At 46.9% G+C, this 19,358-nt stretch carries 20 protein-coding genes; 11 read left to right on the plus strand and 9 right to left on the minus strand.

Annotated elements, in window-relative coordinates:
• Positions 1–11 precede the first annotated feature (11 nt).
• The 5 genes from queE to MKY23_RS06000 all read right to left on the minus strand — a co-directional run bounded on the left by queE (position 12) and on the right by MKY23_RS06000 (position 3,514).
• Positions 12–749 carry a 7-carboxy-7-deazaguanine synthase QueE gene (gene queE, locus MKY23_RS05980; RefSeq protein ID WP_339836279.1) on the minus strand — a complete coding sequence of 246 codons (738 nt, stop codon included), beginning with the start codon at positions 747–749 and terminating at the stop codon, positions 12–14.
• Positions 742–1,233: a 6-carboxytetrahydropterin synthase QueD gene (gene queD, locus MKY23_RS05985; protein ID WP_339836282.1), complete on the minus strand. Its 492-nt coding sequence runs from the start codon at positions 1,231–1,233 to the stop codon at positions 742–744. Before queD ends, queE begins: the two co-directional genes overlap by 8 nt.
• Positions 1,230–1,922 (minus strand): 7-cyano-7-deazaguanine synthase QueC, encoded by a 693-nt coding sequence (gene queC / locus MKY23_RS05990; RefSeq protein WP_154958622.1) that lies wholly within the window; start codon positions 1,920–1,922, stop codon positions 1,230–1,232. Before queC ends, queD begins: the two co-directional genes overlap by 4 nt.
• Before the next feature lie 413 nt (positions 1,923–2,335).
• Positions 2,336–3,040 (minus strand): AIM24 family protein, encoded by a 705-nt coding sequence (locus tag MKY23_RS05995; protein ID WP_090918381.1) that lies wholly within the window; start codon positions 3,038–3,040, stop codon positions 2,336–2,338.
• A gap of 18 nt (positions 3,041–3,058) precedes the next feature.
• A complete protein-coding gene (locus MKY23_RS06000; RefSeq protein ID WP_090918378.1) occupies positions 3,059–3,514 on the minus strand; it encodes a hypothetical protein in 456 nt (151 codons plus the stop codon).
• Positions 3,515–3,836: 322 nt separating this feature from the next.
• On the opposite strand from MKY23_RS06000, the gene MKY23_RS06005 reads away from it, so the two are divergent.
• From MKY23_RS06005 to MKY23_RS06015, 3 genes are all read left to right on the plus strand, one after another.
• On the plus strand, positions 3,837–4,004 hold the full coding sequence (locus MKY23_RS06005; protein ID WP_167375691.1) for a hypothetical protein: 168 nt from the start codon (positions 3,837–3,839) through the stop codon (positions 4,002–4,004).
• Positions 4,005–4,211: 207 nt separating this feature from the next.
• Entirely contained in the window at positions 4,212–4,907 is a 696-nt protein-coding gene (locus MKY23_RS06010; protein ID WP_154982680.1) for a hypothetical protein, read from the plus strand.
• 165 nt (positions 4,908–5,072) lie between these two features.
• Positions 5,073–6,044: a WYL domain-containing protein gene (locus MKY23_RS06015; RefSeq protein WP_154982681.1), complete on the plus strand. Its 972-nt coding sequence runs from the start codon at positions 5,073–5,075 to the stop codon at positions 6,042–6,044.
• A gap of 35 nt (positions 6,045–6,079) precedes the next feature.
• Here the strand turns inward: MKY23_RS06015 and MKY23_RS06020 are convergent, their stop codons facing one another.
• Positions 6,080–6,754: a 3'-5' exonuclease gene (locus MKY23_RS06020; RefSeq protein ID WP_090918371.1), complete on the minus strand. Its 675-nt coding sequence runs from the start codon at positions 6,752–6,754 to the stop codon at positions 6,080–6,082.
• Positions 6,755–7,305: 551 nt separating this feature from the next.
• Here MKY23_RS06020 and MKY23_RS06025 point away from each other — a divergent pair.
• Positions 7,306–9,042: a proline--tRNA ligase gene (locus MKY23_RS06025; RefSeq protein WP_339836289.1), complete on the plus strand. Its 1,737-nt coding sequence runs from the start codon at positions 7,306–7,308 to the stop codon at positions 9,040–9,042.
• Between the two features lie 499 nt (positions 9,043–9,541).
• On the opposite strand, the gene MKY23_RS06030 is transcribed toward MKY23_RS06025, so the two are convergent.
• From MKY23_RS06030 to MKY23_RS06040, 3 genes are all read right to left on the minus strand, one after another.
• On the minus strand, positions 9,542–11,365 hold the full coding sequence (locus MKY23_RS06030) for a 5'-nucleotidase C-terminal domain-containing protein (RefSeq protein WP_336120920.1): 1,824 nt from the start codon (positions 11,363–11,365) through the stop codon (positions 9,542–9,544).
• Between the two features lie 176 nt (positions 11,366–11,541).
• Positions 11,542–11,958 (minus strand): ImmA/IrrE family metallo-endopeptidase, encoded by a 417-nt coding sequence (locus tag MKY23_RS06035; RefSeq protein ID WP_090918365.1) that lies wholly within the window; start codon positions 11,956–11,958, stop codon positions 11,542–11,544.
• Between the two features lie 46 nt (positions 11,959–12,004).
• On the minus strand, positions 12,005–12,445 hold the full coding sequence (locus MKY23_RS06040; RefSeq protein WP_261771610.1) for a transcriptional regulator: 441 nt from the start codon (positions 12,443–12,445) through the stop codon (positions 12,005–12,007).
• A 688-nt stretch (positions 12,446–13,133) separates the two neighbouring features.
• On the opposite strand from MKY23_RS06040, the gene MKY23_RS06045 reads away from it, so the two are divergent.
• The 7 genes from MKY23_RS06045 to MKY23_RS06075 all read left to right on the plus strand — a co-directional run bounded on the left by MKY23_RS06045 (position 13,134) and on the right by MKY23_RS06075 (position 19,346).
• A complete protein-coding gene (locus MKY23_RS06045) occupies positions 13,134–13,616 on the plus strand; it encodes an ArpU family phage packaging/lysis transcriptional regulator (protein WP_339839269.1) in 483 nt (160 codons plus the stop codon).
• A gap of 95 nt (positions 13,617–13,711) precedes the next feature.
• A complete protein-coding gene (locus tag MKY23_RS06050; protein ID WP_090918363.1) occupies positions 13,712–15,385 on the plus strand; it encodes a GAF domain-containing sensor histidine kinase in 1,674 nt (557 codons plus the stop codon).
• Between the two features lie 19 nt (positions 15,386–15,404).
• The gene (locus tag MKY23_RS06055; RefSeq protein ID WP_339836296.1) at positions 15,405–16,223 is read left to right on the plus strand and encodes a response regulator transcription factor; all 819 of its coding nucleotides are present in this window, start codon (positions 15,405–15,407) and stop codon (positions 16,221–16,223) included.
• Between the two features lie 211 nt (positions 16,224–16,434).
• Complete coding sequence (locus MKY23_RS06060) at positions 16,435–17,004, plus strand: NADPH-dependent FMN reductase (RefSeq protein WP_339836299.1); 570 nt, start codon at positions 16,435–16,437, stop codon at positions 17,002–17,004.
• An 81-nt stretch (positions 17,005–17,085) separates the two neighbouring features.
• On the plus strand, positions 17,086–17,544 hold the full coding sequence (locus tag MKY23_RS06065) for a VOC family protein (protein WP_221787775.1): 459 nt from the start codon (positions 17,086–17,088) through the stop codon (positions 17,542–17,544).
• Positions 17,541–18,251, plus strand: a complete 711-nt coding sequence (locus MKY23_RS06070) for a ring-cleaving dioxygenase (RefSeq protein WP_154982686.1) — start codon at positions 17,541–17,543, stop codon at positions 18,249–18,251. The genes MKY23_RS06065 and MKY23_RS06070 overlap by 4 nt, the downstream gene beginning before the upstream one ends.
• Positions 18,252–18,395: 144 nt before the next feature.
• Entirely contained in the window at positions 18,396–19,346 is a 951-nt protein-coding gene (locus MKY23_RS06075; RefSeq protein ID WP_339836303.1) for a hypothetical protein, read from the plus strand.
• The last annotated feature ends 12 nt before the right edge of the window (positions 19,347–19,358 follow it).

The following is a 19,358-nucleotide window of genomic DNA, read 5'->3' on the forward strand; positions in this document are numbered from 1 at the left end:
CTCGTATATATTTAAACCCCGCGTTTATTACCCCATACCAGCGTATGAAGCTGCGGAAGCACGCGCACGTTGTTCAGATCGTCCGAGGCACTTACCTGATCAATCAGCCACTCGTAACGCTCCAGCAGGGAAGCCGCCAGATCCGGCGTATCCGCCGAAGAAACATCCGGGTTCCCCGTTTGTAAAAATAAAGCCGTGCCCGGATATCGTGCATGCACACGGCGGGCATAGTTCAGGTCTGTCTGATCGAAGATCACGATCTTCAGACTATGGTTTCGATCCGCCGTGCCAGCAGCCAGACGGCGGATCACATCGTCCAGCACAGCCCAGTCGGTGTCCATGCCTGAGCTGGGTGGCTTGGGCGAGACCGTGACTTCGTTAACGTCTGCCAGCCATGACTGCCAGCGCGAGCCCTGCGTCTCAACCGCGGTGCGGACGCCGTTCTCCCGCAGCAGGGCAACCAACCCGCCCAGCGAAGCCAGCAGGGCGGGGTTACCGCCGGAGAGGGTCACATGGGAGAAACGCGTGCCGCCCAGGCGGCGCAGTTCATCCCATACCGCCTCCGGCGTCAGCATGCGAATCTGGTCCTTGCCGCTGCCGTCCCAGGTAAAGGCCGAGTCGCACCAGGAGCAGCGATAATCGCAGCCCGCGGTGCGCACAAACATCGTTTTTTGCCCGATGACCATGCCTTCGCCTTGAACCGTCGGACCAAAAATCTCCATGACAGGGATGTGTGCTTTCTTACTCATCGATCATCCACTCCCGTCTTGCTTCGGCATAACTGGTCGGAGTCTCGAAGAGTCGCACGAATTCCGTGCGTGCGCCGTCTGTAAGTCCGGCATAAGGCTCCGTTCGTAGAGCATGTTCCATCTGCTCGAACAACCAGACCACCATATTTTCAGCCGTCGTATTCATCAGAGGCAATGTTTCATTCAAATATTGATGATCCAGATAACCTTCAATCCGGTTTTTCCAGATGTCCTTAATATGTCCAAAATCAACCGTCAGCCCGGTTTCGCCCGGATAACCGCTGATGCCAAAAACCACTTTGTACGTATGCCCGTGCAGATTTTTGCACTTGCCTTCATAACAGTGCAGATGATGCGCCGCATCAAAAGTGAATTCTTTGCTGACTAGCACCCGTTTGCGATGATATCTCAGCTGCGTGGGCAGAATATCCTGGTCAATCCGCTGCAACCGCTCAACGATACGAAACGTTCCAGGCTCTCTCATCGCGCGTCCACTCCAGTGGAGGGAGTACTCGTATGAGCAACGGCACGTTCCTCTACATAACGATCGAGTCCCGCTTTGCGTAGCTTGCAAGCGGGGCATTCGCCGCACCCGTCACCGATGACGCCGTTATAACAAGTCAGAGTACGTTCACGCACGTAATCGAAAGCGCCCAGTTCATCGGCCATTTTCCACGTTGCTGCTTTGTCCAGCCACATCAACGGCGTATGAATGACAAATGGGTAGTCCATCGACAGATTAAGAGTTACATTCATCGACTTTACAAACGAATCCCGGCAATCGGGATACCCGCTAAAGTCAGTCTCGCAGACACCTGTGACCAAGTGGCGAGCACCTTTTTGTTTTGCCATAATGGCCGCGAAGCTGAGGAAGAGCAAGTTCCGTCCATCCACAAATGTGCTGGGCAGCTCCCCTTCTTCGTGGGTGATTTCTACATCATCTCGTGTGAGCGCATTCGGTGCGAGCTGGTTCAGCAAGCTCATATCCAGAACCGTTTGCTGCACGCCCAAATCCTTGGCAATCGCTGCTGCACATTCAATCTCCAGCTTATGACGTTGCCCGTAATCAAACGTAACCACTTCAACTTCGGCAAATTGTTGTTTTGCCCAGAACAGACACGTTGTGCTGTCCTGGCCGCCGCTGAATACAACGACCGCTTTTTCTTTGTTCAACATAAAAAAACCTCTCCATCTTCTTGAGATCACCCCAGCATAGTAGCAAGGAATGTCGGAAGAACAGAGAAGTTCATGAACTGGCATCCATCAAAAAACACACCTTCTTAATAACCGCTTCAAAAAAAGCTGCTATAAGCAAGTGTCCTTAGTTTTTTACGTACATCGTGACAACGTTATTACGTCAGCCCATATCCTTCTACAACTTAAACCTTAAGTCTAAGCATGTATATAAGCTACGTGTAATCACGGAAAGCGGTACGCAAGACTGTAGCGACCTTACATAGGTCAAGTCTTGTAGAGGGAGTTCGCGAACCTCTCCCATGCCATAGGCATGGATTTTCTTCTTTAATTGTCCGGGTACAGTATACCATATCATTTACCGGATCGGCACATTTTTTAAAATCCCAAAATTACTTAATAATGACGTTGCCGAAGGGGATGACTTCTTTTAATATACGTTTGAATAAACCTTCATCATTGACGTCCTGTTGCAGTCTGTAGTTTTCGCGTCCAGCTTGAAAAAGCACCGGACCGTGTCCTGTCATTTTCCAATGATAGTTCATATGCTGACTGGCCAGGTTGTTTCCATATACGGTTAGTTCCAGATGGGCATTTTCAGGGTAAGCAATGACGCTTCCAGCATCTACATAGAGTGGGGCGGTGGGGTGAAGTTCTTGTTGGCATACCTGACCCTGTGTGAGCAAACCAATGGTTCCTTTGCCCGAGAATTTCATTTTCACCGCATCCCGGGTAATCAGCATGTTTTTGATCTTCTGAATTTTGGTCTGCATCGTGACACCTTCGGAATAGAAGAACAAGTGGCGAAAATCATAAAGCAAATCACTGTTCTCCGTAAGCTGCACTTCTTTCATGGTGAATCCCGGTGGAAGGGCGGCTACAAATTGGCATGGTCCAGTAATTTCTGATTTAATCAGCTTTTTTTTGCGATACATACCCGAGATATTCATGAATTTATCTTGTCTGTTGCTGCTGGCACCGCGAAAAGCAACGATTTGCTGCGGATGCAGAATATGAAGACGGTCATCCTGAATCAGTGAAAATGTAACCACTTGTCCGACTCCGCCAGCTTCAGCATGGTTCAGATGTATATGCATGCAGTAACTCCTGTTCTTTTATAGTCGGCCAGATCGCCGGCGCATTCCCCAGCGCATCACGCGAATCAGAAGGAAGTAACCTAATATGAGAGCAACAATGGTGATCACCATCGTTTGAATTCGCTGTGCGGTGGCTGTTCTGGCATCCTGTTCGGTTTGAAGTTTGCTGACCATTTCGGTCAGTTTCTGGTTCTGAGCCAGGAGTTGATCATTTTGTGCTTTGAATGCTTCGACATTCGCCTGGGCTTGTCCGAGCTGGGCGGAGGTTTGATTTAGTTGCTCCAGGGTTTGCTTGTAACTCTCCTGTAATGCGTTCACTTCCCCAGGTAGTTCCGACACGCGCTCCCAACCATTATAGATATCCGAGAATATATTCGCACTCGCTGCATTTGCAGTAGAACCGAGTATGACTGTAAATAGAATACATGTGGAGATAAACACCCGAATGAAATATCCCTGAATGGATTTTGGCATGATTAACACCTCTCTCTTCGGTAGGATCGATTCAGAGCTGAATTCGTCGTCATTTGTTGAATTCTCGCTCTTTCATTATACGTCAAAAACCTGGAGTTGGGTTCAAGAGGATTACGTTTTATTACCCGAATGTTTGGTGAAAACAAATGTTTTATTTTAAAAATCAGAGGGTAATACAAGAATAGCAGTACCCCGGACAGAGCAAACACAAAGATTTACTTCCGCTCCGGGTATATCCTGTTCACAAATATGCAATATAATGCTTAAAATTAATATATTTCGATTTTGAATAAGATCGTTAATAATGAAGGAGTAGAATAATATGTACGTATCAAACCAGAGCGCGTCAACGAAAACAATCATGATTACTTTAAATGGCGAGCCAGTCGGACGCAAACTGATTATTGACAGTGTAACTTATGCACCGGTTAATCAAACGGACAGTGCACAGTACATGCACAAAATGGAGCATAATCATCCAGCTGTTTAAGTTGGGACTTGTCATAGAGAAGGGTGTGAAAAGCTTGGCTAATAGCCAAGCTTTTTCGTCGTTTATTGTCGCTTCTAGGCGGATCAAGGGGAATAAAACTAATATAATGGAAAAAATTAATGAGAACATATGTTCCGTGACAATATAGTGTCCATTCACCCTGCTAACTTAGAAGATAATACACATAAATCGGGGGAGAGACTACCAGTGAACTCAGTCTTTGAAGTATCTTATTCGTGGAATAAAGAGGCCATACCGACAGGGGGAGCCGATCCCGTATATATGATGGTAGAGTGGCGTTACGGAGCCCCTGCCAAAAGACTTAGGAAAATAGCACCCAAAATTATGTCGAGAGATTTAGAGCTTTTGCTCAAACCGGAATATGGCGTTCAGCTTAAAGGCATTTATGGATGCCGATCGAAAGAAACAGATATTGGTTGGGTACTGCGACTTGGTGATGTACTCAAGGGAGAAAGTAAACAGATTTTGCTGGAATTTGCCTTAGGACCGCATCTATCAGGAAAAGCAGCGATATGTTCTGCCTATTGGAGTACCCGCAAGTTAAAGCAAAGTCAGCGTGTGCTTCTTCGTCGGGAACAACTCTATATTCAGTATACAAGTCACCTGGGGATGCTAAGACAGCCTGAAGACCCGAAAGTAGAGAAAACGATTAAATTGAACGAAACCGTACCCTTGCTTAAACAGGCTCTACGTGCTTATGAACGAGGCCGTACCCAGGAAGGTAGCGACATGTTGCGCCGTCATGCCGATGCACTGTTAATCGAAGCTGCACGCAAACAGGATCTGGATTATTTAACAGAAGCGGAGATTGTTGAGAAGCTTCGTTATCATTATGGTATTACGTTTACTGCCAATCGCCAAAATGTGAAAGAACATTGTTAGATCAATGAAAACGTAGTCAAGTGATGACCGCACAGAGAGAACCAGTTTACATAAGTTTTGAAGGTGAAGTTAAACAACAAGTCGAATGTATATATCCATACTATATCAGTCGAGGATGGAGCTGTATCATACTATTTGAAACAACATCATGGAGGGCCTGGCCAAATGACAGACCGACTAATCCGATTAATGCGCATTATTACGCTGGTACAAGCCAAGCCGGGCATTCTGGCTCGGGAGCTTGCGGAGAGGTGCGAGACAACGGAAAGGACGATATACCGTGACATGGAGGCCCTCAGCGCAATGCATATTCCGATCGCCAATATGGGACACGGAAGAGGGTACATGTTTATCAGCCATTTTGCCATGTATCCGCTAAATTGGTCTGACGAGGAAGCCCAAGCTTTCATACAGCTTGCAGACGTTATGGAAGATATTCGTCCGCTATTAAAGCCTGCATTTGAGAGTGCCTACGAGAAAGTAGTAGCTTCAAGCCAGAAGAACAGAACCGAGCGAGTGGAATGGGCTGAGCAGGTCAGAGGAATGTTTAAAGAAGGAGGAATCGTCTGTCAAAATATGGACGATGATGAATCGAGTGATTCACTCCTTTTGTTGCTTCAAGCAGGAATTTCACAAAACAGCATGGAAGGGAAATATCAGTCTCAGGGAGAAATGGAGATGATTCGCTTTGATCCATATTGCCTGATTCCTCGGGAATATCAATTTGATCTGTTAGCTTATTGCCATCTCTCCGAGAGAATGAGAACGTTTCAGGTAAACCGGCTATACGATTTACGAATTATTCCACGTACCTTCCGCAAAAATGATTATTTAATCCAGTCTTATTTCCGTACTGCCTGGATCACGAGAGGAAGTACAGAAGAGACCGTGGTTAAAATTCGATTTTCTTCCCTAGTTGTGGACCGCGTGATGCAGGAACGCTTTTTTGTGCGCCCCGTTCTGACCAGAGAGCCTGAAGGTACCCTATTGTTTGAAACTGTAGTGAGTGATGCTGAGGGATTTTTCGTGTGGATATCCAGATACGGGCCAGAGGCTGAGATCTTGGAACCGGAACATTGTCGTAACCTGATGCAAGAACATTTGGAGCGCTGGCGGCAAGTGTACAATCCAAAATGAACTTCAGATTACAGGTTTAACGTCTGGATACCGTCTTACTCCTTGGCTTTAAAAAGATTGGCAAGATTGCCAAACGGTGATTCCTTTTCCTCATCATCCACAGCACTGGAGTAAACCACTTTGGAAGCAACGCCTTCATCATCCGCTGCGCAATTATTTTCTAATTTGAACTTGTCGAACTGGTGCATAAACACTTTAGCCGTATTAATGGCATCATCCAAAGCGCGGTGTTGTGTACCGTCAAATTCAATTCCACAGAGTTCAAGAGCCTGGGCAAGTCCGAGTTGCCGAAACTTTCCTTCTTTGTGCATGGCCCGCGACCATTGTTGCTGTAAATCATTATGATTGGTAATCCAGGCCACATCCAAATGATGTGTTCTGCAATGGGAGATGAATTTGTTGCGGTCATCTGGTCCCCAGGAACACATATAATAAGGCTCATTGCCCATCCAATCGATGAATTGACGCAGTGCTGCCGGGAAAAGAGGGGCTGCATCGATGTCTTTCTGTGTGATTCCTGTGAACTGAACGGTGTCGGTAGACAGGACGGATTTGTTAGATGGACGAACATACGTATGAAAGGTGTCCGTGACTGTAAGGCCTGTATCCGGGTTCTCACTCACTTTGACAGCACCGATATCGATAATTTCAGAGGAGTAGCGTGTATTGCGACTTACTGTAAATTCAAGATCATATATAATATAGGACATAAGATAAACTCCTTTATGAAAGATACAAATTTCCATTCAGGGATCCGTACGTTAGATCCGTAAAATGTTAATCTCTATTCTACAGTGAACCTGGGGCTGTGTCAGCCATTGTTATGGATTTCGCCTGAAGTAGCTTGGCATAAGGGTTTCGAGTGACCCCTTCATTTAATTGTATTGATTGACAAGTTCGTCTAAATGTTCTAATGTGATCAAAAATGAAAAATAGCGTTTACCGAGGACATAATCACGTAAGCTTGCTTCAACAGAGAGGGAATGGATTGCTGTAACATTCCTGTTGCTGCTGCGCAATTCCTACCTCGTTAGCTGCCAAGGGGAATGTCTGTTTCATAACAGGTTGCAACCTTCGCCGGAAGGGTCCGTTATGCCCCAAAGGACTGTATGTTAGCGCGCGAGATATGAAACGACTGTATGCAGTTAAATAAGGGTGGTACCACGACGCATTCGTCCCTTGACGAATGCGTCTTTTTGCTGTTCGAGATTTCATGTGCGTAGTGCCTACCTATCTGATCAATAAAAGGAGTGTATTCAAGATGCGTCAAAGTGAAATGCTTGTTCCAACGTTACGTGAAGCACCAGCTGAGGCTGATGCAACGGGACACCGCTTGCTACTGCGCTCGGGTATGATTCGTCAAGTGGCCGCGGGAATATACAGTTATTTACCACTCGGGCGACGTGTGCTTCTGAACGTCGAGCGAATCGTTCGGGAAGAGATGGATCGTGCCGGGTGCCAGGAAGTATTGTTACCCATTATGCAACCAGCAGAGTTGTGGGAGGAATCCGGCAGATACACGCAATATGGTCCAGAGTTGATGCGTCTGAAGGACCGGCACATGAGAGAGTTTGCGCTTGGACCAACCCATGAGGAGGTAGTTACGGCCTTAGCTCGTGACGAGGTCAATTCTTACCGTAAGCTTCCCTTTACCTTGTATCAGATCGGAACCAAGTTCCGGGATGAGCGCCGTCCACGTTTTGGTTTGTTACGTGGCCGAGAATTTATCATGAAGGATGCCTATTCATTTGCTTCGGATTGGGAGGAACTGGATCGAACCTATCAGGCAATGAATACAGCATATTGCCGCATTCTGGAACGCTGTGGCCTGGACTTTCTTCGAGTTGAGGCAGATGCGGGAACCATTGGTGGACAAGGTGAGACACATGAGTTCATGGCTCTGGCTGATGTAGGAGAGGATACCATTGTGACGTGTAAAACATGTGGTTATGCTGCGAATCTGGAGAAGGCGGCGTTTCAATCCGTAGAACCTGCTATCCTTACGAATGAACCAAAAGCTAATGAGCACACGGAAGTGTTACGGATTGAGACACCAGGTGTTCGAACCATCGCAGAATTATGCTCTTTCCTTGATCAGAAGGCCGAAGATATGATCAAAACATTGCTTTATCTGGCGGATGGTCAGCTTGTTGCTGCCCTTGTCCGTGGGGATCATGAACTGAACGATATTGCCTTGAAACAGGTGCTTGGCGCAGAGGAATTGGAGCTGGCTGACGATGCAACTATCGCCGCGCATTCCAATCTCACCGTCGGTTATCTTGGACCAGTGGGGCTTGGGTTACGTATGGTGGTAGACGCTGATGTGGCTACCATGAAACATGCAGTGACCGGAGCGAATGAGGCTGGCATGCATCTATCAGGTGTTCGTCCAGGCATGGATTTTGCGCTGGATCAAGTCGAGCGTATTCGTTTTGCCACTGCAGGGGATTGTTGCGTATCATGTGGTGAACCACTTGTGTTCACCAAAGGTATTGAAGTAGGGCACATATTCAAGCTGGGTACAAAGTACAGCGATGCCATGGGAGCTTCTTTCCTGGATCGCAATGGCCGTCAGTGTGCACCTGTAATGGGATGTTACGGTATCGGGGTATCTCGTTTGATGGCAGCTATTGCTGAACAGTACGCGACGGAAGAGGGCATTCAGTGGCCTGCATCTGTAGCGCCTTATGATGTGCATCTTATCCCGGTAAGCTGGAAAGACGAGCATCAACAGAAGCTAGCTCTTGAGTTGGAGCAACATCTAATGGATTGTGGATTCCGTGTGCTCGTGGATGATCGGGATGAACGGCCGGGTGTGAAATTCAAGGATGCCGAGTTAATCGGGCTACCTGTACACATTGTTGTAGGCAGAGGAGCGGCCGAAGCGCAGGTAGAACTGGGCTCTCATATGCTTGCTGATTCAGGCGAGACGAAGCGAATCAGTATAACGGCACAGGAAGCTGTGAATTACGTGAAAGAGCAAATGCGCCGAGATTAAGCAGGACTTAGCATATGTAGCGATGAAAATACATGTCATATGTGATAGATAACATTTGCCTATATAATAGGACTGAATATTGTGTCGATCTTTATTTTTAGCTGAATAAGCTAGAGGTTCCTTGGAAAACGGGACTCTAGAAGTAGAAAGAATGTCTAATCACAGAAAATAATCGTACCAAGTGACTATATCTGGAAAATAAAATTCAGGTTAATTGTGCTTTTGCTCATAAAGACACGTTAGGCTTGGCTATTCGAAGTGATACCGGTATAAGTATGCAAAACTAGCGGAAGCGTGGTTGTGCATCATCCGCGCCGTAAATCGCATAAATACGGATATTACAGGCATATATGTTCTAGTTCAGCAGGGGGTAGACATCAACTTTGAAGCCGAAAGCGGCATGCAAGAGATTTATTTTTGAAATAGAAAACGAAAGGGAGTCCTTAGCCAGTGATCTGGGTAAGGACTCCCTTTCGTCGTTTATTCGGAATGGTGCAGATTAAGAAGCAGCAGGCAACTTCAATGTTTGACCTGGATAAATCCAGTGTGGGTTTTTGATTTTGTTGATCTGTTGAAGTGTCTGCCATGTTGTACCATATTGTTTGGAGATCGAATACAGAGACTCGCCTGATTTTACGATATGCAATTTAGCAGGGGCTGGAGCTGGTTTCCCCGGTGCTGGTTTGACCGGTTTCTCCGGCTTTGGTTTTTCTGGTTGAGGCTTGGTTGGTGTTGGTGCTGGAACAGGGGCCGGAGCCTCAGTACCCGGTGCTTCTGGTTCTACAGCGGCTTTCTTGCCTTCACTTATGCGGCCGTCGGTTTTAATATCGACTGCGCCGAGTTTTTGCATGTAGTTGATCAATGCCTCATCCAGTGCACCGTACATACCGGTTGTTGGATACTTGGCGAACATCGTGTACTCATCACCGCCGACAGCTGTGAAGTCATTGGTTGCAAGGGTGTAGGTCGCGGCTGGATCAAGAGCTTTATCACCGACCATTACTGTATGAACACGGCTACCTTTTGCAGCAGCGGCGTCAATTTTGAATGTAATTCCGGATACTTGCGGGAATCCACCACTTGGTTCCGGGTAGGAACCTACACCGTTCTCCAGGGCTGCGAGTACATCAGAGCCTTTTACATCAAGGGTAACGACTTGGTTGCCAAAGGGAAGAACGGTAATGACATCACCTTTAGTTACGATGCCCTTTTCAATAGAAGAACGAATACCTCCGCCGTTAGTCAAAGCGATATCGGCTTTGCTGACATCACGGATTGCATCAGCCAGCAAGTCTCCTAGATTGGTCTCGCCAGCACGTACTTGTTCACGTTTGCCGTCGAGTAGAACAGCGGTATTTGCTACTTCTTCTTTCAGGATCGGTTCTTGTTTTTTCTGAATGGAACTTACGAGTGCTGCAACATTCCCATTGGGTTTAATGTCTTTGGCCCCGGTTTCATCCACTAATGTTGCTGTTTTCTTCGAAACTTTGCCGCCGTCTACCCACAGGTCAATGACACCTACATAATTGGTATATTCACCTGCACTTGCAATCAAAGTTCCATGATCAGATACAAGTCCGTTTTTCAATACGGTATGGCTATGTCCATCGATGAACACATCGATGCCTGGCACCTCTTTAACGACTTTGAAGCTTGTATCCGTACTGGAAACATCTTGTCCAAGGTGTCCGAGAACTACAACAACATCGACTTTGCTGCGAATTTCATTCACGAGAACTTTTGCTTCTGCAGAAGGGTCAGTAATTTGCAAACCTTCTACGTTTTTCGGATTCGTTTTGTACATCGTTTCTGGCGTGGTCAATGCGATAATCCCGATCTTCACACCATCAACTTCTTTGATAAGGTACGGTTCGAAGATACGAGTTCCGTCTTTTTTCTTTACGTTTGCACTGAGCATGGGGAATTTCATCATCTTCGCTAGCTCTATGAGACGTTCCGAGCCATAGTTGAATTCATGGTTACCTGGCACCATCGCCTGATAGCCTATTTCGTTCATGACCTGCACAATACTCTCGCCTCTAACAAGAGTTGCAAATGTGGTACCGTGTACCGCATCGCCTGCATCCAGCAAGAGGGTGTTTGGATTTTCGCTGCGATATTTATCAACGATGCCTGCGACTTTGGCAAAACCCATAGCAGGTGATTGTTCCACTGCTCGAGCATGCATGTCATTGGTATGTAGGATAGTGATATGTTTACCTGTGCCTGGAGCAGAATCCGTTGCTGCTGCCGCAATGCCTACACTGCCAAACAGTAAACAAACCGTTAGCAGAAGTGAAACAACGTTTTTCCAGTTTTTCATGAATCCGAAACCTCCCAAAATAGTAATCTATTAGAGCGTTTATACAGCTCATGTAGTATTTTAACAGACTATGTTGAGGAAATCTCGTGATTTGCGTAAAAATAAGTAACCTGAAAGTGACATCTGATTCTGTCTGGAAAATGGGTTCAACACTACATGATAAAGAACGTATGTTCTTAATTACTGTAAAAAAAATGCTGCGCATCACGCGGCAGTCCGGTACGTAAGCAAAATTTCTCAAGAGATTCTTCCGGTTCCGGTGTGACTCCAGCCGTCAATAGTTGAATGGCAAAAAGATTGGCTTGTCTCTCCAATTTGCCTGGAGCGAAGTAGGAATGCTCCTCAAGGAAGAAACGGTTAATTCCTTTGTGCAGTCTGTCATGCCCCAGTTCATGTGCACATACAAATCGCTGCCATTCAGGGGGCAAGTCATTGTGAATCACAATAAATCTGCGACGAAGTTTACGGAAATACAGCCCTTTCGTAGACTTGCCCAGATTCGTAAAACGAATCTGTATTCCTACAGCACGGGCAATGCTGAACGGACAGTTGGTTCGGTGTTTGCGAATCAGCTTGGTTACGATGTCATCCATATGATCTCACCTGCAGTTTCAATAAGTTTGAACTCGCGTCCTGGTTTCATGGGCGTTGATCCGATTCGCCTGGCTTTTTCCGTTTATTCATCTGTTTGGCTTCCCAGAACAAACCAGTCAGCACGTCTTTGATCCGTTTCTTGTCCTCTTCATCCAATGGAATTCCGTCGAACATCAGATCGTCGTCATCCTCCAGCATTTTTTTAAAATCCCGGCGATCCTTGTACGTCGCCCATTCCGGTACTTCCTGAGGGTTCGCTTCAAGGCCTGTCTCCATATAACCTGCCTGTTTCATCATGTCTGAGTAAGGTACGGCGAGTGCGTCGGCAATTTTTCGGATCGTTGCTGGTTTAGGCACCCCGCGCACACCATTTTCAATCCGTGAAATCTGTGAATTGCTTATTCCAGCCGCTTCGGCGAGCTGGTTGATGCTGAATCCCTGCTGCTCTCGCAGTTGTTTCATATAAGGACCAAAAGCGTGCTCCACAACTCATGCATCTCCTTCGACTCGTCATAAGTGCTTGTGATTATAAAGAAGTTCGTTCTGCTCATGTGACGTTCTGCAAACTTGCCCGTTCCGAAAGCGGATCATTCTTTCGATCGCTGTTATCCCCGGATTTCCTATCATTTCTCCTTAAAGGGAGAAATCCGGGGATAAAGGCGAGCGCTCCGCTTCTCCAGAATTGATTCCGCCTCCTGCACTTCGTCTGTGCGCCTGCCAACGTGGAATCATTCCCAGAGCCATAGACTTCTTCATAAAAACAAATGACTTATACGAGTTCAGTAATTATCTGTACTATATCGTATATATACCATTAGGTAAAGAGATATGAAACAATTATGCCAAAAGGTATAGAAAATGAGAGCGAAGGTTTTATTTTATCGTCTAAATGACCCAAAATGAAGGTTTACTCTTTTCTCCAGAAAGTGGTATCCTCTAATAGAAATACGAACAAAGTACGAACATAATGTAAACAGGGAGCCATTTCCAAAAGGCAACGGAAGAAAAAAATAAAAAACGTTATGTTTTGAAAAATCGGAACAATTCTATGTGGGAGACAGTCTTCGCTAGAAGATGGGGATGAGCAGAAATATCAGTATGAGTCGTCAAAATGGAATGAAATATAGAGTGAATTAACATTAGGAGGAGAATGACTATGGCAACGATGACAAATATGGAATTGATATTACCGGAATTGGATCGTCGGAAAACGCAGGCAGCTGTCGAGGCTGTATTGGAGAAGTATCGGATTTATAAAACGATTGCTTTTGAAGAACGTGAGGTGCAGGTGACTGCAAGTTATACGGAACGTTTTCATGGGGCTACCAATGTCACAGGAGATTCTACCGCGAAAACAGCAATCTTTAATGTGGATGTCCAGCGTGCGCGTCAGGCTTACTGCGATACCATTGATCATATCGTATCTCGGCTCAGTGAGAAAGAACGGGTATTAGTAAACGAGCGCTATATGAAGGACGATGATGTCTTTGACTATAAAATATACAACCATGTTTTTGATCCGCCTGTGAGCAAGGATACCTATACCAAGATTCGTACCCGTGCATTTTACAAATTGGCGCTGGCTTTGTCTGACCGTGGGCTGATGAATATGGAACCTCTGTCATGCACAAGAAAAGAACGGAAGAAGTTTGGCTGAGCATTAGGCAAAAAGTTGAAGCTTTCATATCCTCGAAGGATTGGTTACAATGGTTTGGACAAAATCACAGACGGAGCATCTGAGGGGGAGTGCCAATGCCGGAAGAGGCTGGAATGCAGGAAATGGTGACACTGAAAACCATCGCGGAAACGTTAAACACCTCCAATGACCTTAGTCTGATGCTGGATACGGTGGTTGGCAAATTACTTGAGCTAACCGGACTCACGGCGGGATGGCTTTTTCTCATCGATGAACGCGGAGAGTATGCCTGTGTATCAGACTATAACCTGCCGCCAGCTTTAATTCGAAACGATAAAGAGCCCATGAGAACGGGAACGTGCTGGTGTATCAATCGTTTCAGGGATGGAAGGCTGCAGCATGCGGTTAATATCATTAACTGCAAACGTCTTGAAGATGCTGTGGAGTTTAAGTGGGGAGACACACAGGATATTACACACCATGCTACAGTCCCACTGCGCTCGGGTGAACGAATGTTGGGACTGCTCAATGTGGCAGCGCCAGGTAAAGAGGTTTTCAGCGATAGCGAACTCGCACTTTTGCAGGCGGTAGCCTATCAGATTGGCAGTGCAATGGAGCGAATGCGATTGTATCGTGCGGAGCAACGACGGGCAGAACTTTATGCCCGGCTCGGAGATTTCGGTACAGCATTGAGTCTTGCGATCAATGAGTGTACCGAGTCGAATGCATTGCCTGACACCGTAGTAAGGTTACTTGGCAAGCATTTTGATTGGCCGTTCGCTGCGCTTGTACAACAAACGAATAGCACATTTCATATACATGCAATGTATGCTCATGGTGAGGTATGGACGGACACGCCAGATCCCCTTTCCTTGGAAGGGACACGCCTTATGGATCGGATCGTGGATCACTATCGTGCCGCCATCCTATCCGCAGATGAACTTGCTGAAATATTCGGCCAATTCAGGCTTGAATTTCAATGGGGTGAATTTGCATCAGGAGTTGGTGTACCTCTTCCATATCATGCACCAGAGGAACCGGGAGTGCTGATCGTTGGTACTGAATCACGATCCCTTGATCTGATCCGGGCAGACAAGGAAGTCCTTGAGGCTCTGGCAGAACATATCATTGCTTCACGTGAGAGCTTGAAGCTGGCAGATCATCGGCGCGAACTGGCGAGGCTTGAAGAGCGGAATCGGCTTGCTCGGGATTTGCATGATTCGGTGAATCAGATTTTATTCTCCCTATCGCTGACGGCGAAAGGTGCAGAGAGTATGCTCTCCGGTTCGGAACCGGTGCATCCGGCAGCAGAAGTGATGAGAGATATACGAGCTTTGTCCCAGGAAGCGCTCAAGGAGATGCGAGCGTTGATTATGCAACTTCGTCCATCAGGTTTGGAGGCCGGATTGGTAAGCGCGCTTCAGGAGTACGGTGCAAAACAGGGGCTTCAAGTTATCGCTGATCGTAAGGGGATGCGCTCCATACCACGTTTTATTGAAGAAGGCTTGTGGCGTATTGGTCAGGAGGCGCTGAACAATATTCGGAAGCACGCAGGGGTATCCTCGGCATGCATACAGCTTGAATTCAGTGAACGTGAAGCGAAGCTCACGATCTCCGATCGGGGGAAGGGCGGTGCCAAGCGACGGATGCCATCATCGGAAAGTTCACTCGGATTGTCGATTATGAGAGAGCGTGCGCAATCACTCGGAGGCAAGCTCAATATATGGAGTTCTTCGCGTAAAGGAACAACCGTGACGGCAGTTATACCACTTCCGTATGAATCGGAATAGAGTCAGGAGGCAGGCAAAGATGCCGATTAGAATATTACTTGCCGACGATCATGTCATGGTCAGACGGGGACTACATGTTTTTCTGAAAACGCAGGAGGATATGAAGGTTATCGGTGAAGCATCGAACGGGCAAGAAGCCTTGGAGCAAGCGCAGGACCTGGAGCCGGATGTTATTCTGATGGATCTTCATATGCCTGTCATGGACGGTATTGAAACAGCCAGGCGTTTGCGTAATCTGCTGCCACATACACGGATCATCGTGCTAACTTCGTTCTCGGATCAGGATCATGTCGTTCCTGCCGTTCGTGCAGGCGTAAAGGGCTATCTGCTCAAAGATATCGAGCCTGAGGATTTAGCCGTTGCGATCCGTAATGTGCATTCCGGTCAGGTCGAATTACATCCGGCGGCTGCAAGTCAATTGATGCACGTCATGGCGTCGATGGATATGCTGTCAGAAGCAAGTCGAGTGGAGGACAACTCTCAAGAGGAAACGCTTTTCCAAGGTTCGAACCAGACTGTACACCAAACGAGTGGACCAAGTGAACGGAGTAATCCGAGTAAGTTAGATGAACCAGGTTATTCAAGTCATTCAAGTCATTCATGGAACTCTAATCCATCGAGTCCTCCGTCCGATGAAGGTCTAAATGCACTCACTCGCCGTGAACGCGAAGTGCTGGGGCTGATCGCTCAAGGGCTGAGCAATAAAGAGATTGCGGTTCGGCTTGTGATTACCGAGAAAACAGTCAAAACACATGTCAGTCATCTACTGGATAAACTGGGGCTTGCAGACCGTACTCAGGCAGCGCTTCATGCTGTTCGGAATGGCTGGGAACTGTAATGAGTTGCAGGCTATCATTGTAGTCGCCAAATTCAGACAAAATTCAGACTAAAGTCGTATGAACTCAACCGAAAGGTTGAGTTTTTTTGTGCTGAAGTTAAGTCCATTAGCTGACGAATGCCGACCTACATCAAGGTAAAATAAGGATAACCAAAGTCGAGAAGCAAGAGCATGGATGACAATAATAACAGCGATCAGGAGAGTGATTGTAATGAATATTGTGATATTGGCAGGCAGCAACCGAAGAAATGCAACGAGCACACGTCTGGGTGAATATGCCGTAGAGATCATTCAAGGACAAGGACACGAAGCGAGCTTGTTTAATCTGTATGAAAAACCACTGCCATTCTATGCTCCGGATGAAAAGCAAGAGACTGACGAGAACCTGGCAGCATTGAATACCTTGATGCTTGCGGCGGATGCCATCATTCTTTCTACACCGGAGTACCACGGTAGCATAAGCGGTGTGCTTAAAAATGCGCTGGATCATCTAAGTCAGGCTCATTTCAGCGGCAAACCCGTTCTGTCGATCAGCTCCGCGGGAGGAGCGGTTGGGGTAAGCTCACTTACCCAAATGCAAACCATGGTACGTAATCTGCACGGAATTAATGCTCCAGAATGGATTTCCATTGGTGGTGCGCAGCGCAGACGATTTGAAGCGACGTTTGACGGATATGAGGAATACGAAGGAAGTCAGGATATTGAGGAACGGGTGCAGCGTGTACTCGGATCTTTTCTGAATCTGGCTCAGACGTTAACGGCGGCAAGGAGCACACTGTAGAGTAATCCAGGCTGACAATTAGGGCATCATTTCAATTAATAAAATTCATCATTTTAACGAAATAGAAGGAGGGAATACAGCATGATTAAAGGTTTATATGAAACCCATCTGAATGTTACAGATCTTCAAAGATCACATCATTTCTACGAGAAGGTACTTGGATTACCTCTTGCTAGTGAAAACCCGGAACGCGGATACTTATTTTACTGGATTGGCGGCGAGCGCCATGCCATGCTAGGGTTGTGGGAGAAAGATCCCGCGCAGGTGCAACGTCAGCACTTTGCTTTTCAAGTATCCCTGGAAGATATGAAACATGCCGTTGAATACCTTGAAAACAAGGGCATCGCCACCCGTAATTTTCTGGATGATGACATTGGAGAGCCATATGTTTTTGGCTGGATGCCAGCGGTTTCTGTTTACTTTGCCGATCCGGATGGTCACTCGCTGGAATTCATTGCCGTGCTGCCGGACGAAGCGAAGCCAGAGCTTGGTTTGGTGCCGTGGAGTGAATGGGAGAAAATGCATGGGAGAAGCATATGATCATAGAGGAAGTACTGTTTTATAGCGTAAAGCTGGAGGAACTGCATCATTTCTATGGAGTTACGCTGGGCATGAGGGTATCCGAGATTAATCCTGTGGAGGAAGCCTTCACTTTGCAGGCCGGAAGTACCAAAATGATATTCAAACATTGGAACACTGCATCCCAAGTAGAGGGAAAGGGCCGAGCGCCGTTCTATCATTTTGCCTGGATGATCCCGACGAATCAGTTTCAGGAAGCCAAGCAGTGGGCGGCGTCACGAGTGAGGCTAAGCACAGATGGAGAGCGGGATGAAACTTACTCTAACAACTGGGACTCCCACTCACTATATTTTGAAGATCCGGCTGGGAACATTGTGGAGCTGATTGCTCATCACAGGAAAAACAACGAGCAAGAGCGCGCATTTTCGGTGGAAGATATTTTGAAGGTGTGTGAAATCGGGCTGGTTTCGGAGGATGTGCCAGCCACAGTGCACGAACTGGAGAAAACAGGATTATCCCGCTGGGGCGAAGGAAGTGACACGTTTTCTCCTGTAGGTGATCGAAACGGTTTGTTTATTGTGGTGAGGAAGGAACGAGTATGGTTTTTCTCTAATCAAAAGGCACAGATTTTCCCGTTAGAAGCTACGATCCATCAAGTGGGCAAGCTTCAATTCGAGGGAGACGGCAGCGACTCTCCAGGATATTCCGCCACTGGAGTGTCCGTATAAAATATCTTTAGATCAGATATAGCGCAAAAGGGGAATAAGTATCTGAACTCCATCATGTTATAGAAGTAAACGCTTTATTTTATTGGAATCAGGAGTAGTCCGGCTTGTAGCGAAGCTTCCATAACTTGAAGGGGGATGGCACACTTGGATCGACGTTTGTTGGAAGAGGGACTAGCGACAATTGCCTCCAGTCGGGAACGCACCGGTGATCTATGGCATGCCCATTATGGGGCAGGGGCAATTGCGGCTTACTTTTGGGTAAGGGAAAATCGTCTCACGGCCCTTGCCGCTGGCAGTGTTACCGCGGAAGCGAAAGCGATGCTTCGCCAGCATGGGACATATATCAGTCATACGGCTTCACCAAGTGAACGTATGCCGTTAGAAGAAGCCGAAGCGCGTATTGCAGACGCACTGGAGCACACGATTGGCGAGTTGCACTGGGTAGGACACCAAGTGATCTATGGAGCGATTAGTCTCAAAGCCATTCGTGAACTGGAAGGATGGGGCACCGTAGAAGAGATTGAGCAGATTGCTCAATTAATAGAATCATTTAAACGCACGATTCCAGGCAGATCCTGGGTGAATACAACGGTGAAAGAGATTCGCCATATGCAGCTGAACGAGAATGACAATTTTCCTGAGATACTGCATCCGATTCAGTTGTCTCAGTTCATTCTGGAGGAACTTGGTGCGTTTCGTACGATTTATCAAGCGGAAGCCCATCATGATCTGATTGGACATATGCTTACCTACGGTCATGCGCTGAACATGCTTTATGAGCTGGGATATCAGGCTCTTTTTTATAAAGGCATTCCGCCTTTTCTCAAAATGGTCAAGGCCTTGCGCTTGAGCCGTGATATCGATCTGACGCCGGAGGCAGCCACGCTGCAATCCCCTGTGGACATGTTACCATTAGAACAAGCTGAGCGGTCACGTGCTCTTCCGCATGAATTGGAGTACTGGTTGACGGATCGGCGCTGCCGTGACTGGTATGGCGGGCATATTTTCAAATTTCCGTTCAGCTTCTATCACCATGCCAAACATGAGGAACCTATGCCTGAAATTTGGGAGAACTTCCGTTATATTATTGCGTAGGAAGTATAACGA

Source organism: Paenibacillus sp. FSL R7-0272 (assembly GCF_037969905.1).
GTDB lineage: Bacteria > Bacillota > Bacilli > Paenibacillales > Paenibacillaceae > Paenibacillus > Paenibacillus polysaccharolyticus.

What these genes read in the sequence shown, in the direction of transcription:
- queE (WP_339836279.1), bottom strand. Translation starts at nt 749, where the DNA reads ATGAGTAAGAAAGCACACATCCCTGTCATGGAGATTTTTGGTCCGACG.
- queD (WP_339836282.1), bottom strand. Translation starts at nt 1,233, where the DNA reads ATGAGAGAGCCTGGAACGTTTCGTATCGTTGAGCGGTTGCAGCGGATT.
- MKY23_RS05995 (WP_090918381.1), bottom strand. Translation starts at nt 3,040, where the DNA reads ATGCATATACATCTGAACCATGCTGAAGCTGGCGGAGTCGGACAAGTG.
- MKY23_RS06000 (WP_090918378.1), bottom strand. Translation starts at nt 3,514, where the DNA reads ATGCCAAAATCCATTCAGGGATATTTCATTCGGGTGTTTATCTCCACA.
- MKY23_RS06005 (WP_167375691.1), top strand. Translation starts at nt 3,837, where the DNA reads ATGTACGTATCAAACCAGAGCGCGTCAACGAAAACAATCATGATTACT.
- MKY23_RS06015 (WP_154982681.1), top strand. Translation starts at nt 5,073, where the DNA reads ATGACAGACCGACTAATCCGATTAATGCGCATTATTACGCTGGTACAA.
- MKY23_RS06020 (WP_090918371.1), bottom strand. Translation starts at nt 6,754, where the DNA reads ATGTCCTATATTATATATGATCTTGAATTTACAGTAAGTCGCAATACA.
- MKY23_RS06025 (WP_339836289.1), top strand. Translation starts at nt 7,306, where the DNA reads ATGCGTCAAAGTGAAATGCTTGTTCCAACGTTACGTGAAGCACCAGCT.
- MKY23_RS06030 (WP_336120920.1), bottom strand. Translation starts at nt 11,365, where the DNA reads ATGAAAAACTGGAAAAACGTTGTTTCACTTCTGCTAACGGTTTGTTTA.
- MKY23_RS06035 (WP_090918365.1), bottom strand. Translation starts at nt 11,958, where the DNA reads ATGGATGACATCGTAACCAAGCTGATTCGCAAACACCGAACCAACTGT.
- MKY23_RS06045 (WP_339839269.1), top strand. Translation starts at nt 13,134, where the DNA reads ATGGAATTGATATTACCGGAATTGGATCGTCGGAAAACGCAGGCAGCT.
- MKY23_RS06050 (WP_090918363.1), top strand. Translation starts at nt 13,712, where the DNA reads ATGCCGGAAGAGGCTGGAATGCAGGAAATGGTGACACTGAAAACCATC.
- MKY23_RS06055 (WP_339836296.1), top strand. Translation starts at nt 15,405, where the DNA reads ATGCCGATTAGAATATTACTTGCCGACGATCATGTCATGGTCAGACGG.
- MKY23_RS06060 (WP_339836299.1), top strand. Translation starts at nt 16,435, where the DNA reads ATGAATATTGTGATATTGGCAGGCAGCAACCGAAGAAATGCAACGAGC.
- MKY23_RS06065 (WP_221787775.1), top strand. Translation starts at nt 17,086, where the DNA reads ATGATTAAAGGTTTATATGAAACCCATCTGAATGTTACAGATCTTCAA.
- MKY23_RS06070 (WP_154982686.1), top strand. Translation starts at nt 17,541, where the DNA reads ATGATCATAGAGGAAGTACTGTTTTATAGCGTAAAGCTGGAGGAACTG.